Origin of the sequence: Kribbella sp. NPDC050124 (genome assembly GCF_044460355.1) — a bacterium.
Taxonomy (GTDB): Bacteria; Actinomycetota; Actinomycetes; order Propionibacteriales; family Kribbellaceae; genus Kribbella.
This window is the reverse complement of the sequence record NZ_JBITJU010000014.1, coordinates 60,542-74,105: the sequence shown is the minus strand read 5'-3', so window position 1 is coordinate 74,105 and position 13,564 is coordinate 60,542. Positions and strand designations below refer to the sequence as shown.

17 protein-coding genes are annotated in these 13,564 nt (G+C 69.3%); 6 read left to right on the top strand and 11 right to left on the bottom strand.

The annotated features are described in order from the left end of the window. Positions 1 to 87 precede the first annotated feature (87 nt). Together ACIBL3_RS28460 and ACIBL3_RS28455 are read left to right on the top strand one after the other, a co-directional pair. Positions 88 to 1,344: a sensor histidine kinase gene (locus ACIBL3_RS28460; RefSeq protein WP_396356681.1), complete on the top strand. Its 1,257-nt coding sequence runs from the start codon at positions 88 to 90 to the stop codon at positions 1,342 to 1,344. Further along, positions 1,337 to 2,014, top strand: a complete 678-nt coding sequence (locus tag ACIBL3_RS28455) for a response regulator (protein ID WP_396356680.1) — start codon at positions 1,337 to 1,339, stop codon at positions 2,012 to 2,014. The genes ACIBL3_RS28460 and ACIBL3_RS28455 overlap by 8 nt, the downstream gene beginning before the upstream one ends. On the opposite strand, the gene ACIBL3_RS28450 is transcribed toward ACIBL3_RS28455, so the two are convergent. Next, on the bottom strand, positions 2,011 to 2,508 hold the full coding sequence (locus tag ACIBL3_RS28450; RefSeq protein WP_396356679.1) for an FABP family protein: 498 nt from the start codon (positions 2,506 to 2,508) through the stop codon (positions 2,011 to 2,013). The genes ACIBL3_RS28455 and ACIBL3_RS28450 overlap by 4 nt on opposite strands. A 173-nt stretch (positions 2,509 to 2,681) precedes the next feature. On the opposite strand from ACIBL3_RS28450, the gene ACIBL3_RS28445 reads away from it, so the two are divergent. Next, positions 2,682 to 3,044 (top strand): DsrE family protein, encoded by a 363-nt coding sequence (locus ACIBL3_RS28445; protein WP_396356678.1) that lies wholly within the window; start codon positions 2,682 to 2,684, stop codon positions 3,042 to 3,044. 13 nt (positions 3,045 to 3,057) lie between these two features. Here the strand turns inward: ACIBL3_RS28445 and ACIBL3_RS28440 are convergent, their stop codons facing one another. Both ACIBL3_RS28440 and ACIBL3_RS28435 read right to left on the bottom strand, forming a co-directional pair. After that, positions 3,058 to 4,491 carry a hypothetical protein gene (locus ACIBL3_RS28440; protein ID WP_396356677.1) on the bottom strand — a complete coding sequence of 478 codons (1,434 nt, stop codon included), beginning with the start codon at positions 4,489 to 4,491 and terminating at the stop codon, positions 3,058 to 3,060. Beyond that, on the bottom strand, positions 4,491 to 5,048 hold the full coding sequence (locus ACIBL3_RS28435) for a hypothetical protein (RefSeq protein WP_396356676.1): 558 nt from the start codon (positions 5,046 to 5,048) through the stop codon (positions 4,491 to 4,493). The genes ACIBL3_RS28440 and ACIBL3_RS28435 overlap by 1 nt, the downstream gene beginning before the upstream one ends. A 172-nt stretch (positions 5,049 to 5,220) precedes the next feature. Here ACIBL3_RS28435 and ACIBL3_RS28430 point away from each other — a divergent pair, with 172 nt between their 5' ends. Further along, on the top strand, positions 5,221 to 6,351 hold the full coding sequence (locus ACIBL3_RS28430; RefSeq protein WP_396356675.1) for a molybdopterin-dependent oxidoreductase: 1,131 nt from the start codon (positions 5,221 to 5,223) through the stop codon (positions 6,349 to 6,351). Beyond that, complete coding sequence (locus ACIBL3_RS28425) at positions 6,348 to 6,776, top strand: hypothetical protein (RefSeq protein WP_396356674.1); 429 nt, start codon at positions 6,348 to 6,350, stop codon at positions 6,774 to 6,776. Before ACIBL3_RS28430 ends, ACIBL3_RS28425 begins: the two co-directional genes overlap by 4 nt. Here ACIBL3_RS28425 and ACIBL3_RS28420 read toward each other — a convergent pair. Further along, the gene (locus ACIBL3_RS28420; RefSeq protein WP_396356673.1) at positions 6,719 to 7,543 is read right to left on the bottom strand and encodes a 3-keto-5-aminohexanoate cleavage protein; all 825 of its coding nucleotides are present in this window, start codon (positions 7,541 to 7,543) and stop codon (positions 6,719 to 6,721) included. The genes ACIBL3_RS28425 and ACIBL3_RS28420 overlap by 58 nt on opposite strands. A 93-nt stretch (positions 7,544 to 7,636) precedes the next feature. Between ACIBL3_RS28420 and dtd the strand changes: the two genes are divergently transcribed. Beyond that, a complete protein-coding gene (gene dtd, locus ACIBL3_RS28415) occupies positions 7,637 to 8,062 on the top strand; it encodes a D-aminoacyl-tRNA deacylase (RefSeq protein ID WP_396356672.1) in 426 nt (141 codons plus the stop codon). Between the two features lie 94 nt (positions 8,063 to 8,156). On the opposite strand, the gene ACIBL3_RS28410 is transcribed toward dtd, so the two are convergent. The 7 genes from ACIBL3_RS28410 to arfB all read right to left on the bottom strand — a co-directional run bounded on the left by ACIBL3_RS28410 (position 8,157) and on the right by arfB (position 13,531). After that, positions 8,157 to 9,383, bottom strand: coding sequence for a choice-of-anchor P family protein (locus tag ACIBL3_RS28410; protein WP_396356671.1), 1,227 nt, complete (start codon positions 9,381 to 9,383; stop codon positions 8,157 to 8,159). A gap of 301 nt (positions 9,384 to 9,684) precedes the next feature. Beyond that, positions 9,685 to 9,981: a DUF1416 domain-containing protein gene (locus tag ACIBL3_RS28405; RefSeq protein ID WP_360516290.1), complete on the bottom strand. Its 297-nt coding sequence runs from the start codon at positions 9,979 to 9,981 to the stop codon at positions 9,685 to 9,687. Positions 9,982 to 9,984: 3 nt separating this feature from the next. Beyond that, positions 9,985 to 10,833, bottom strand: coding sequence for a sulfurtransferase (locus ACIBL3_RS28400; RefSeq protein ID WP_396356670.1), 849 nt, complete (start codon positions 10,831 to 10,833; stop codon positions 9,985 to 9,987). Positions 10,834 to 10,846: 13 nt separating this feature from the next. Beyond that, positions 10,847 to 11,290 (bottom strand): DUF4395 domain-containing protein, encoded by a 444-nt coding sequence (locus tag ACIBL3_RS28395; RefSeq protein WP_396356669.1) that lies wholly within the window; start codon positions 11,288 to 11,290, stop codon positions 10,847 to 10,849. 273 nt (positions 11,291 to 11,563) lie between these two features. Continuing rightward, positions 11,564 to 12,511, bottom strand: a complete 948-nt coding sequence (locus ACIBL3_RS28390) for an RDD family protein (RefSeq protein ID WP_396356668.1) — start codon at positions 12,509 to 12,511, stop codon at positions 11,564 to 11,566. A 76-nt stretch (positions 12,512 to 12,587) separates the two neighbouring features. Then, positions 12,588 to 13,046, bottom strand: coding sequence for a TlpA family protein disulfide reductase (locus ACIBL3_RS28385; RefSeq protein ID WP_396356667.1), 459 nt, complete (start codon positions 13,044 to 13,046; stop codon positions 12,588 to 12,590). A 44-nt stretch (positions 13,047 to 13,090) separates the two neighbouring features. Then, complete coding sequence (gene arfB / locus ACIBL3_RS28380; protein ID WP_396356665.1) at positions 13,091 to 13,531, bottom strand: alternative ribosome rescue aminoacyl-tRNA hydrolase ArfB; 441 nt, start codon at positions 13,529 to 13,531, stop codon at positions 13,091 to 13,093. Positions 13,532 to 13,564 lie beyond the last annotated feature (33 nt).

The following is a 13,564-nucleotide window of genomic DNA, read 5'->3' as shown; positions in this document are numbered from 1 at the left end:
GCGCATTTCGTTCATATCGTTCGCAAGACCGGACCAGTGCCGCCGCTGGAATGCACAAATCCGGCTCATCCTGTGCACACTGTCCGCATGAAGGGCCGTCCGTGGGAGCTGCGTCGCCAGGTGCTCTGGCTGCAGACCGTCACGGCGCTGGTGTTGATCGCGGTCGTCTGGGGAACGATGATCGCCCAGTCCCGTACCCAGGCCGACCGCGACGCCGCGGCCGCCGGGGTCGCGCCGCCCGGTTGGTGGGAGCTGGTCCGGCTCGACATCCGCTCGATGCTCGGTGTCGCGAGCCTGATGCTCGGCTTCGCGATCGCCGGCAACGCCCTGGTCTCCTGGCGGGTACGACGAGCCACCCGAGGCATCGGCACTCAGGCGCTGGCCCGGATGCTCGACTTCTACGAAGGCGTCCTGCGCGCGGCCCGCGAGGGTCTGGTCCTGCTCGACGCGGACGGCCGGGTCCAGCTCGTCAACGACGAGGCTCGTCGGTTGCTCGGCCTGCACACGGTTCTCCCCGGCACTCCGATCGGAGAGCTCCACCTCGGGGCCACCCTGTCGGAGTTGCTGACGGCGGGCCGGACGGCGTACGACGAACTCCACCTCGGCGCCGAGGGTGTCGTGGTCGTGAACCAGCAGCCGGCCCGCTCCGGGCGGATCGTGACGCTGCGGGATCACACGCAGCTGCAGCGATTGCTCGGCGAGCTGGACGCGGTCCGCAGTCTCGCCGAATCCCTGCAGGCACAGAACCATGAGGCCTCGAACCGCCTGCACACGGTGGTCAGCCTGATCGAGATCGGGAAGCCGGAGAAGGCACGTGAGTTCGCGGTCTCCGAGCTGCAGTTCGCGCAGGCGATGACCGACCGCGTCGTCGGCACGGTCGGCGACCCGGTGCTCGCGTCGCTCCTGCTGGCCAAGCTCTCCCAGGCCCAGGAACGAGGAGTCGCCCTCACGCTCGAGCTCGGTCAGAAGGCGCTCAACACCCGGCTGCCGGCGCAAGACGTGGTCACCGTGGTCGGCAACCTGCTCGACAACGCGATCGAGGCCGCCCGCGGTGGATCCGCACCCCGCCGCGTCGAGCTGAGAGCGAGTACGACGCCGGACGCGATCGACCTGGCCGTCACGAACACCGGCGCCGAGCTGGGATCGGCCGAGCTGGCGCACATGTTCGACCGCGGCTGGACGACGAAGGCCGAGCCGGGACACGGACTTGGGCTCGTGCTGGTGCGCAGCACGGTCGAACGCTGGCAGGGTTCACTCATGGTCGACCCCGATTCCGAGCTGGACGACGTACCGGCGCTGACCGTGCGGGTCCGGCTGCCGCGGGCGGTGGACGTCAGTGCCTGAGCTGCGCGTGCTCGTCGTCGAGGACGACCCGGTCGCCGCCGAGGCCCACCGCACGTACGTCGACCGGCTGCCCGGGTTCGCGTGTCTCGGAGTCGCCGGTACGGCGGCCCGCGCGCTGCAGGTGCTCGCCCGGGGAGATGTGGACCTGGTGCTCCTGGACATGAACCTGCCGGACGGGCACGGACTCGACGTGGTCCGCCGAATGCGGGCCCTGGGCAATCAAACCGACGTGGTCGCGGTGACGTCGGCCCGCGAGGTTGCCGCGGTGCAGGCGGCGGCCCGGATCGGCGTGGTGCAGTACGTGCTGAAACCCTTTGCCTACGAGACTTTGCGGGACCGGCTGACGGCTTACGCGCGGCAACGCAAGGCGGCCGAGTCCGGCCAGGTGGTGGCGGATCAGGACGAGGTGGACCGGTTGTTGCACCCAGCAACCGTCTCCTCGGTGCCCAAGGGGCTGGCCGGATCCGTGCTGGATCGCGTCGTCCAACTGCTCGGCGACCGCGAGGGCTGGACGGCCGAAGAAGTGGCTGCGTCGCTCGGGACGTCCCGAATCACCGCGCGGCGCTACCTCGAACACCTCGCCGACCAAGGCCAGGCGCTCCGCACGCAGCGATACGACGGTCGCAGCGGGCGACCGAAAGTCGAGTACTCCTGGGTGGCGGAGAGTTAGCTCGACCGGACCAGGGTGGCCCAGAGGTGGGGCTGCAGCGGGTGACCCTCGGCGGCCATGTCGTAGGCCCACATCAGCTCGCCCTTGACCAGGCCGTACAACCGGTGGCCGGCGCTGACCTCCTTGGCCGTCTCGGTGCGGGCGACGACATCGGTGCGGAGCTCGATCTTCGCGCCCTCGATCTCGCCGTACCAGATCTCGGCGAAGCCGGTCGGGTGCGCGAGGACCACCTCGAGCTTGTTGCCCGGCTGCGGCCGCCAGAACCCGGTCTCGACCGCGAGCGGGCGCTCCTTCGTGCCGTCCGCGCCGACCACGTAGGTCTGGCTGACGTAGTGCAGGTACGGCTTGCCGTTGTGGCTGAAGTCGATCTGCTGGCCGAACTCGAACTTCTCGATCGTCGGGTAGTCCCCGTGACCGCGGCCCTCCCAGCGACCGAGCAGCCAGGCCAGCGGCATCAGGTCGGGGTGCAGGTCCTGCGGGATCTCGAACGCCATCTCAGCGGGGGCTCTCAGCTCGCGCTACGGCCGCGGTACAGCCGGTAGACGACGAACGCCGAGAACCAGGCCATGAACACACAGACCAGGACCAGGAGCGTGGTGAAGATGACGTGCAGCACGTCGGCCAGTCTAGAGGATGACCACCGGGGTCCCTGGGCTACCGTGGCGTGATGTCCCGCACGCTGGTGATCAAGCTGACCGCAGGCGCCGAGGAAGCCGAGCGCGCCAACCAGGCCTTCACCGTCGCGGCCACGGCGGTCGCGGCCGGTGCCACGGTGTCCTTGTGGCTGACCGGGGAGGCCGTCTGGTTCGCCGTACCGGGGCGGGCGGAGGCGTTCGACCTGCCGCACGCCGCACCGCTGGCGGACCTGGTGACCGCTGTGCTCGAAGGCGGGCAGCTGACTGTCTGCACGCAGTGCGCGAAGCGCCGGGAGCTGGTCGAGTCCGACCTGCTGCCCGGCACCCGGATCGCCGGAGCGCCTGCCTTCACCGAGGAGATCCTCGCCGACAACGCCCAGGCGATCGTCTACTGAGCCGTCTGGGCCGTCACCGTTCCTGGCCCGGTCCATCGGTGCGGCCGCCCGGACCGCGGCTGGCACCCGCGTGGACCTGGGCTGCCGTCTGGCCGCCACGGCCACCTTGGAGCGTGGCCGGGTCGGGCCGCGTCGCCGCGCCGTCGGCCGGGGCACGGCCGCTGAAGGAGACCGCCTGGTTGCGCTGCCGCTCATCGTCCGGGACGTCGCGACCAGGTCCGCGCTCACCCTGCTGAGCGGCCCGCTCGGCCCGCTGTCCTTCGAGGTTCTGCTCGACCGGGTGGTACTGCTGCCCGTCGATCCACACCTCGCCGCTGCCGGTGCTCGCCCCGCCTTGCTCCTGGTCGGGCCCATCCACGGTGAACGTCGCGTTGTCGATCGAGCCGTCCTCCTGCATGACGTCCCGATAATCCTGCCCTTGCTCGTGCTGCGGCCGCTCCCCTGGCTCAGCCGTCCGCCCCTGCTCAGCAAGCTCCGGCCCTTGCCCATCCCGCGCCTCCTGGTCCAGCCCGGGCTCCCGCCCATCGCGCGCCTGCGGGTCAAGCTCCGGTTCCCGGTCGTCACGGACCTGCTCCGCCTGCTGGTCGAGCTCCGGCTCCCGGCCGTCCCGCGCCTGCTGGTCAAGCTCGGGCTCGCGGTCATCTCGTGCCTGCTCCGCCTGCTGGTCGAGCTCCGGCTCGCGGTCGTCACGGACCTGCTCCGCCTGCTGGTCAAGCTCCGGCTCGCGGTCGTCACGGACCTGCTCCGCCTGCTGGTCAAGCTCCGGCTCCCGGTCGGCCTGCGCCTGCTGCTGTTCCTCGCGGTCGTTGAGTTCGTCCGCAACCACAGCCGCCGCTACCGGGCCCGTCGCATCGACAGCCTGCCCGTCCTGCTCCCGGCGCCGCTGCTCCTCCTCACGCTCCCGCTGCTCGCGAGCCTCGCGCTGCCGGTCGGTCTCGTCGTCGCGAGCCTGCTGGTCCGCCGTCTGCTGCTCGTCCTCGACCCGGTCGTCGATCCCGTTGTCGTTCCCGTCCCCGCGCTGCCGATCGGCCTCGGTGTCTTCCTCGCGCTGCTCGGCGTCGTCGACCGCCTCGTGCCGATCCTCGATCTCGTCCGGCACCAGGTCGCGGTCACGGTCGCCGTTGAGCTCCGCCTGCTGGTCGGCCTGCTCCTGCAACCGGTCGAGCTCGGCCCGCCGCTCGGCGTTCTGCGCGGCCAGCTGGGCGTTCTCCTCCTCCAGCTGCCGGACCTGCCACTCGTGCTCGTTCCACTGGTCGGCCCGGTCGGGATTGTCGTTCAGGTGCCGGTCGAGGACCGGGTTCTGCTGCCGGGCGTTGCGCATGAACTCCAGCGCCGCGCGCGCCCGCTGGCGCCGGCTGAGCGCCTCCTTGATCAGTTTGAGGTTGTTGATCAGCCGCCGGACCTCGTTCAGGGTCTGCTGGAAGATCTCTTCCGCTTCGTCGGCCATCACGCCACCTCACTCGCATAGACGGAGTACCCGAAGCCGGCCTGCGTGTCGTTCGGCCCGGGCTGTGTCGCGTACAGGTGGATCTCGGCGCCCGGCCGCAGCCACACCGCCAGGTGACGGCGGCGGTCGCGCCACTCAGGGGGAACTCGCAGGTCCGACCCCGGGCCGACGAACACCGGATCGCCCCAGTGCTTCCGGCCCAGCGCGAGCTGCGCCGGCCAGTGCGTGTCCAGACCCTCCTCGGCGTCGGCCACCTCGGTCGGCCCGATCTCGTACGCCGACCAGCCACTGCGCGGGCTCTCCGGCAGTACGGCGTCCGGCAGCACCAGCATCACGGTCTCGCGCGGGGTGACCAGGCCCCAGGTGTAGCGGTCGGGATCGATGTTGCCGGGAGCCCAGGGACGCCAGCCGGTGGCCGCGGTGACCCGGGACACCAGCGCCCGGATCGCGTCCAGGCCGGTCCCCGGGGGTCCCCAGAGCGATCGCCAGTCGGAGACCTCGGCCAGGTCGGCCATGGCGCGCTCGTCATCGTCGGACGACCGCAGCTGCGTCTTCACCCGCCGACTCCTCTCATCGACAACCCGCCAAGCGTATGCCCCCACCGGTGCCATCACCTCCCGACAGACGCACGGCTGCGCCGCCCGGATCCGAGCAGCCGGAATCCGCCTGTTCGCGAGCGGTAACCGCGGAACGCCGTACGCCCGGACCGAACTGGGTTCTAGTGGAACCATGAAGATCCCGACGGAGCGGTCGTTCCGGTCCACGCTGCACCATCCGCGGGTGGCGGTCGTGATCGGCCGCTGGCTCGCCATCGCAGTCGCGGTCTGCTTCCTCACCGGCCTGTTCAGCCATCTGCAGCAGACGACACCCGGCTGGCTCGTCATCCCGAGCCGGCCGGCGTCGCTGTACCGGGTCACGCAGGGACTGCACGTGCTGAGCGGCATCGTCGCGGTTCCGTTGCTGCTGGCAAAGTTGTGGACGGTCTACCCCAAGCTGTTCGCCAAGCTCCCCTGGCCACCGAACCGTCAGGCGCTCGCTACCGCCGTGGAACGCCTCTCGATCCTGGTCCTGGTCTCCGCGCTGGCCCTCGAGCTGTTCATCGGATTCGTGAACACCCTGCAGTGGTACCCGTGGCCGTTCCCCTTCCGGCAGACCCATTACGCCCTCGCCTGGATCATCGTCGGCGCCCTGCTCGTGCACATCGCGGTGAAGCTCCCGCTGATCACCGCACACTGGCGTCGCATCCCCGAACCGTTGCCAGCCGCAACCACCGGGATGACGCGCCGCACGCTCTTCCGGACCGTGGCCGGCGCCGGCGCGCTGGTCGGCATCACCTCGGTCGGTCAGTCCGTCCCTGCTCTCGCCCCGGTCGCCGTCCTGGCGCCGCGGAGGCCGGGCATCGGCCCACAGGGCCTGCCGGTCAACCGTACGGCGAAGGACGCCGGCGTCAGCGCGATCGGCGCGGACTGGCGGTTCACGGTCGACGGTCCGCACCCACTGTCGTACACGATGGAGGACCTGCGTCGGCTCCCGCAGAACCGCTCCGACCTCCCGATCGCCTGCGTCGAGGGGTGGAGCCAGGGCGCGCGGTGGGAGGGCATCCGGATCCGCGACCTGATCCAGCTGTGCGGTGCGCCCGAAGGGTCGCGGGTTCGGGTCGTGTCGATGGAGCAGGGCGGGTTCTACGCGACGAGCGAGCTGCCGCCGGAGTTCGCCACCGACCCGCTCACCTTGCTCGCCTTGCGCCTCAACGGCAGCGAGCTCGCGCTCGACCACGGCTACCCGGCGCGGATCATCGCCCCGAACCGCCCTGGCGTACTGCAGACCAAGTGGGTGCACCGGCTGGAGGTTCTGACGTGAAGATCCGGATCGCGCTGGCCGCGACAGGCGTCGGCCTCGGGCTCTGGGGGCTGTGGCTGTTGCTGGATGCGCTGGAACCGCCGGCACTCCTCCGCCTCCCGCTCTGGCTCGGCGGCGCCGTACTCGCCGACGACTTCGTCCTTGTCCCGCTGACGCTTGCGGTCGGCTGGCTGTTGACGCGGCGGTCCGGACTGGGAACCATCCGGACCACGCTGACGTTCGTCGGCCTGACCACGCTGATCGCGACTCCGCTGCTGCTCCGGCAAGGCACCGGCGTCAACCCGACCGTGTTGCCGCGGAACTACCTTCGCGATTGGCTACTGCTCGAGGCAGCGCTCATCACGGTCGGCCTGATCGTGTTCGCCGCTCAGCGCTTCACGTTGAGGAGGTCTCGGGCCTCGTCCGGGGACATGGGCGGCCGTTGAGCCATCGTCGCGAGAGCGGCCGCGCGCTCGACCAACTCGGCGTTGTGGGTGACCGGCTGCCCCTTCGCGAGGGTCAGCGTGTCCTCCATGCCGACCCGGAGATGCCCGCCCTTCGACAATGCGGTCAGCGCGACCGGGAGCGCCGTACGCCCGATTCCCGTTGCGGACCAGGAGGTGACGGCGTCCGGTAGGGCGTTGACCGCGGCAACCAAGGCGTCCGTCGTACCAGGCATGCCGCCCGGGACGCCCATGACCAGGTCGCAGTGCACGCGACCGCCGTACGGGAGGCCGTACTTGTCCAGCAGCCGGTGCAGCGCTGCCACGTGCCCGAGGTCGAACAGCTCGAACTCCGGCACCACCTCACGCTCCTGGGACAGTTGGTAGAGCTCGGTGACGAACGGCCACGGGTTCATGAAGACGTCGTCGCCGAAGTTGACCGTGCCCATCGTCAGCGAGCAGGAGTCCGGTACGGCGTCCAGCACCCGGAGCCGGTGGTCGAGCGGATCGGTGACCGCGCCGCCGGTGGACAGCTGCACGATCAGCGCCGTGTTCTGCCGGACCGCGGCGACCGACTCGATCAGCCGACCGAGGTCCAGCGTCGGCCGGTGCTCGCCGTCGCGGATGTGCAGGTGGATCATCGCGGCGCCGGCGGCCTCGCACCGCTTGGCCGTCTCGACCAGCTCCTCGAGTGTGGTCGGCAGTGCCGGACAGTCCGCCTTGGCGGTCTCGGCGCCGGTGGGTGCAACGGTGATCAGAGTCGAGGCCATGAAGAGATCTTGCCAGATCCGGGCAGATCACGAGACATTTGCCTGCCGAACGGCCTGATTACCGGACGATCTCCCGCAGGGCAGGATGGTTGCATGAGAGCCGTCGTACAGCGAGTCAGCCAGGCATCGGTCACCGTCGAGGGCGAGGTGGTCGGGGCGATCGACGAGCCCGGACTGCTGGTCCTGCTCGGCGTCACCCACGACGACACCGAGCAGAAGGCGAAGGCGCTCGCGGCGAAGATCTGGACGCTGCGCATCCTGCGCGACGAGCGCTCCTGCTCCGACGAACAGGCGCCGATCCTCGCGATCAGCCAGTTCACCCTGTACGCCGACACCCGCAAGGGCCGCCGCCCGTCCTGGAACGCCGCCGCCCCGGGCCCGGTCTCCGAACCGCTGTACGACGCCTTCTGCACGGCTCTCGGGGCACTCGGAGCCAAGGTGGAACGCGGCCGCTTCGGCGCCCACATGGATGTTGCCCTGGTCAACGACGGGCCGGTCACCCTGATCCTCGACGCCTGACCCGACAACCGGCCCCCGGCGGGATCCGAGGATCCCGGCCGGGGGCCGGTGTGGTGCGTTCTGGGTCGGTGAGGTTCGACTCAGAAGGGTGCTGTCAGCCGATGACGCCGGCCGCCGAGTGGCCGACGACGACCTTGGTGTTCAGGCTGTAGACGTCGATCACCAGGGCGTTCACCGCGACGTACCGCTGCTGCTTGACGACCTGGTTGAAGGTCAGCTTGGCGACACCCGGGATGTCCAGCGTCTGGTTCACACCGGTCTTGACCGGGTAGACCTTGTTGCCCACGCGGATCGAGGCGATGCTCGAGGAGTGGTCCAGGCCGACCTTGCCGTCCTTGGTCTTCCAGGCGGCGGCCGAGGACTCGATCGCGCCGATCGACAGGGTGCCGACCTTCACGCCCGCGACGTGCGAGGTGAACTTGACCGCGGACTTGTCCAGGCTCATGAAGCCGTTCTTCGTGGTGTAGACCGCGCCCACGGAGGCGACCTTCGGGATGTTCAGCTCGCCGACCGCGGTCCGGATCGTCTTGCCCTCAGTGCCCTGGCAGGTGGACTGGTACGACGTCGGTCCGGAGACGACCAGCTTGTCCGCGTTCGAATTGGTGCCGTAGGCGTCACCGATCACCATCGCGGTGGCCGGCTTGGTGATCTCGGCGCGGGTCTTCAGCACCGCGACGTCGACACCCTCGGGGATGTACTGGTTCTTCACGTTCGCGTGCAGCACGACGGCCTGCGCGTACGAGTAGATGCCGGTGTTCGTCTTCACGCCACCGACGCGGTTCAGCACCATGTAGCCGAGACCCGGGATCGCGACCTTGGTGTTCGGCTCCGGGTTGAGCAGCGACGGCACCGAGACGGCGCCGATCTTGACGCCGGCGAACGTGGTGCTGCCGGTGTAGGACAGCTTGCCGTCCTTGTAGACCGACGTGGTGGTGGTCTTCACACCCGTCAGAGTCAGCAGGTTGCCGAGCTTGATGTCGACCGCCGAGGCGTTGCTGGTGACACCGTTGCCGCTCTTGTCGTTGAACGAGTGGGTGTCGGTCCGCACAGAGCGGGCGATCGCCTGGTTGTTCACGTTCGCGGCGGCGAGGTCGTTCTTGTCGGACCGGTTCGAGTCCGTGGTGCAGGCGATCTGGCTGACCACCTGCGGGCCGCTGTTCGCCAGGCCCGACTGGACGTCGGTGCCGAACGAGTAGCCGCTGTACCCGAAGACGGGCGACGCGGACGCCGAGCCCGAGGTCAGCGCGATCGTAGAAGCCACGCCGACAACCGCCGCAACACCGACGGCAGCGAGCTTCTTGTATCCGATGCGGGGTCTCATGACCCCTCCTCCCTGAGTGATGACGTGACCCGGATGGCGGGCCAGGACACAGACACAACTCAGCCGGTTGCGGTAGGTGACGAGAACGTTCCGCTCCGAGACCAAACCGTTACACCACCGCCCGGTCCGCGAGATGTCCGGACCGGACCCGTAACCCCGCGACGATGCCCGAAACCCCTGTGGACAACTGGATCCCGGACATGCCGAAGGGTCCGGACGCGCAAGGTCCGGACCCTTCGGGGCTTACATCAGGGTGGGCCGCCCTCGGTCGGGGGCGGCACCATGAGTAACGAACGACTGCTCAGACGGCTACGGCCACCTCGGCGACCTCGCCGTACTGGGCAACCACCTGACGGTCGACCGGCTCGGCCTTCGGGGCCAGCGTGCGCAGCGTCCAGCTGCCCGGCGCCGCGAAGAACCGGAAGTGCCCGGTCGCCGACGTCGGCACCTCGGCGGTGAACTCACCAGAGGCGTCCAGCAGCCGCACGTAGGCGCCGCCGACCGGCTCCTCGCCCCGCAGCACCTGGCCCTGGATCACCGCTTCCTTGTCGACGTCCACGCCCTTGAGGTCGAGACCGCCTTGCTTTGCTCCGCACATGTGTCAGGCCTTTCCGGGTTCGTCGCCGAGGGCAACGGGTACGCCGACCAGCGAACCCCACTCGGTCCAGGAACCGTCGTAGTTCTTGACGTTCGGCTGCTCGAGGATCTCGTGCAGCACGAACCAGGTGTGCGCCGACCGCTCGCCGATGCGGCAGTAGGCGATGGTGTCCTTCCCGAAGTCGACTCCGGCGTCGGCGTACAGCGCCTGCAGCTCGTCGTCGGACCGGAAGGTGCCGTCGTCGTTGGCGGCCTTGCTCCAGGGAATGTTCGCGGCGGTCGGGATGTGACCCGCCCGCTGCGCCTGCTCCTGCGGCAGGTGGGCCGGGGCCAGCAGCCGGCCGGCGTACTCGTCGGGGCTGCGGACGTCGACCAGGTTCTTCACGTCGATCGCCTCGAGGACCTCGTCGCGGAAGGCGCGGATGTTCAGGTCCGGGTCCTGGGCCTGGTACTCGGTTGCGTCCCGCTTGACGACCTCGTCGGTCAGCTCGCGGCTGTCCAGCTCCCAGCGCTTGCGGCCGCCGTCGAGCAGCCGGACGTCACCGTGGCCGTACAGCTTGAAGTACCAGTACGCGTACGCCGCGAACCAGTTGTTGTTGCCGCCGTACAGCACGACCGTGTCGTCGCTCTTGACGCCGCGGTCGGACAGCAGCGCCTCGAACTGCTCCTTGTTGACGAAGTCCCGCCGGACCGGGTCCTGCAGGTCGTCCTTCCAGTCGAGCTTGAGCGCGCCGGCGATGTGGCCGGCGTCGTACGCCGAGACGTCTTCGTCGACCTCGATCAGGACGACACCGGCGTCGAACTTGTGTTCCTCGACCCAGTCGGCCGAGACGAGCGCGGATTCCCTGCTCATGGTGTGCTGCCTCTCAGTGGTTGGTAGCGGTTGTTGGCGTACGAATGCGGTGGATCAGCAGATAGGCCTCGCAACCGAGGCAGAGCCCGACGGCCGCGTTCACGAACGCGGCGACCAGGGCGAATCCGGTGGCGACCACGCCCAGCACGGTGACGCCGGTCAGGTACCCGATCAGACCGGCGACCGCGAAGACGAGGCCGACCAGCTGGGCGAACCGCGGCGGCGCCGCGTCCTCCAGCTCCTTGGGCGGACCCAGCCGGGGGCGGATCAGCCGCTTGAAGAGCTGCCCGTACGGCGACGCCTGGACGCCGAACGCGACGGAGATCGCGAACACCACGGCCTGGACCGCGAGCGGCCAGGCGCTGTTCAGGATCAGCGTCAGCGCGAGCAGCACAGTGGTGATTCCCGCGGCGAACCGGAGTCCCCGCGGATCGACCTTGACTGTCGTTTCGGACATGCACACTCCCGAAGCAGGAGGTGGATCGAGCCGGACCCGCCCGGGTACGCGGGAGGCGGCGTACGCGAAACCGTGCTCAGCTACCGGTTCCGCAGCGCTCGGGACGCCGCCTGGTCAGCGGCGACGACACAGCGACGAGCGCACCCGGCAGTTGTCCACCGCCCGGCGCTTGGTCAGCCATGTCGTGTAAGCCACGGATCGAGAGTACGGAAAGCGGGCGGGCCCGCCACCCGTGGTCCCATAAATTGAGACAACTGATCAGATTGCGGACAATCAGGTCCGGACGACGTTGGTGTGCGCCACCTTGTCGTGCAGGGCCTGCTTCTTGTCGTCCCACAGCGGCCACAAGTAGTTGATCAGGCTGAGGAAGCTGAACAGGGTGCCGATCACCGGGATCGCGCTCAGCAGGCTGAGACCGGTGTAGACGCTGAACCGCTTCGCCACCGCCGAACCCGGTGGCGGACCGGGCACGTCGCGCAACCGGACCGCGATGCCGACCGCCTTCTTGCCGGGCGTGGCGCCGCTGCGGGTGAGGAAGAAGTACTCGTACGCGAACGAGACGGCGATCCCGATCAACACCGCCGGGATCATCCACTGGTAGGCCTCACTGGGCAGCGCGAACGACGACTGCGGCGTGCCTGCCGCGGCGGCGTCCATGGTGTCTTCCATGTAGTCCCAGATGACCTGGAAGTACTGCCAGTAGAAGTAGCCGGTGAGCGGCAGCCCGACGATGCCGACGATGATCCCGTCGATGATGCGGGCGAATACCCGGCGCCACCAGCCGGACAGCGGCTGGCCGTCGGGGGTGGTGGCGACCCGCTGGCCGGGGTAGCCGTAGCCCTGGCCGTAATGCTGCGGCGCGTAGGGCTGTTGGCCGTGCTGCTGCGGCTGCCCGTACTGCGGCTGGCCATATTGCTGCGGCTGGCCATATTGCTGCGGCTGGCCATATTGCTGCGGCTGGCCATATTGCTGCGGCTGGCCATATTGCTGCGGCTGACCGTACTGCTGGGGCTGACCGTACTGCTGGGGCTGGGCGTACTGCGTCGGCGTCGGCTGGGCGCTGCCGTACACCTGACCGTGCTGGGCGGGCTGGCCGAACTGGCCCTGGTACGGCGGTGGGCCCTGCCGTGGACGGCGGTTGTCCGTCCACGTGCTGCCGTCCCAGTACCGCTCCTGGGCCTGGTCTTCGGGGTCGTCGTACCAACCGGCTGGAAAGCTCACCGGCAAAGCATCACCCAATTGGCGGTCTCTTCGCCAACCAGTGGCAGGTAACGGACGCGACTGGCGGTCAAATGACTCAGCGCGGCGCGTGCTCGATCGCGGTCGCCAGGGCGGCGATCACGTCGGGTTTGCGCGGCGCACCACTCGCGCGCTTGACGATCGCGCCGGTGCGATCGAGCACGAGCGTCGTCGGAGTGCGCAGGATGTCGAGGCGCCGGACCAGCTCCAGGTGCTTCTCCGCGTCCAGCTCGATGTGCCGGACACCGTCGACCATGCCCTCGACCTCGGCCAGCGTCCGCCGGGTCGCCCGGCACGGCGCACAGAACGCGGAGGAGAACTGCAGCAGCGTCGCGCGCTCGCCGAGCTCGGCACCGATGTCCGCCGCGGACACCCGGTCCATGCTGTCCACCTGATCGGTGTCCGCCTTTCGCACCACGTGGGTCCCTCGGAAGCGTCCGTCGAGAGTGGCCTTGAGCACACTGAGGACGACGCCGGCGGCGACTGCACCGACCAGCACCCACATCCCCAGGCTCATGACAATCCAGAGTACGTCGCTGGTCTATGGGCTCGAACGGCCGTTCACCCCTCGGACGGCGGCCGCGACCGGAGGCGCTTGGTGTCACCCCGGCGCTTCTTGTCGTCCAACCGCCGGCGGACCGAGCCCTTGCTCGGCTTGGTCGGTCGCCGCTGCCGTGGCGGAGCCGCGATCGCATCCCGGAGCAGTGCCGCCAACCGCGTCCGCGCCGCCTCCCGGTTGCGCCACTGCGACTTGTGCTCGGACGCGGCCACAGTCAGTACGCCGTTCACCAACCGCGACCGCAGTCGCTCGAGCGCACGATCCCGCAGTACGTCGGAGAGCGCCGTCGTACCGGAAACGTCGAAGCTCAGCTCGACCCGGCTGTCCGTGGTGTTCACCGACTGCCCGCCCGGACCGCTGGACCGTGAGAAGCGCCACGCCAGCTCCGTCTCCGGGATCACCACCCCGGCGCGCACCTCCAGGCCACTGTCCACACACACCATTCAACCGGACCCCTGGCTGGTTACGCTTCTGCC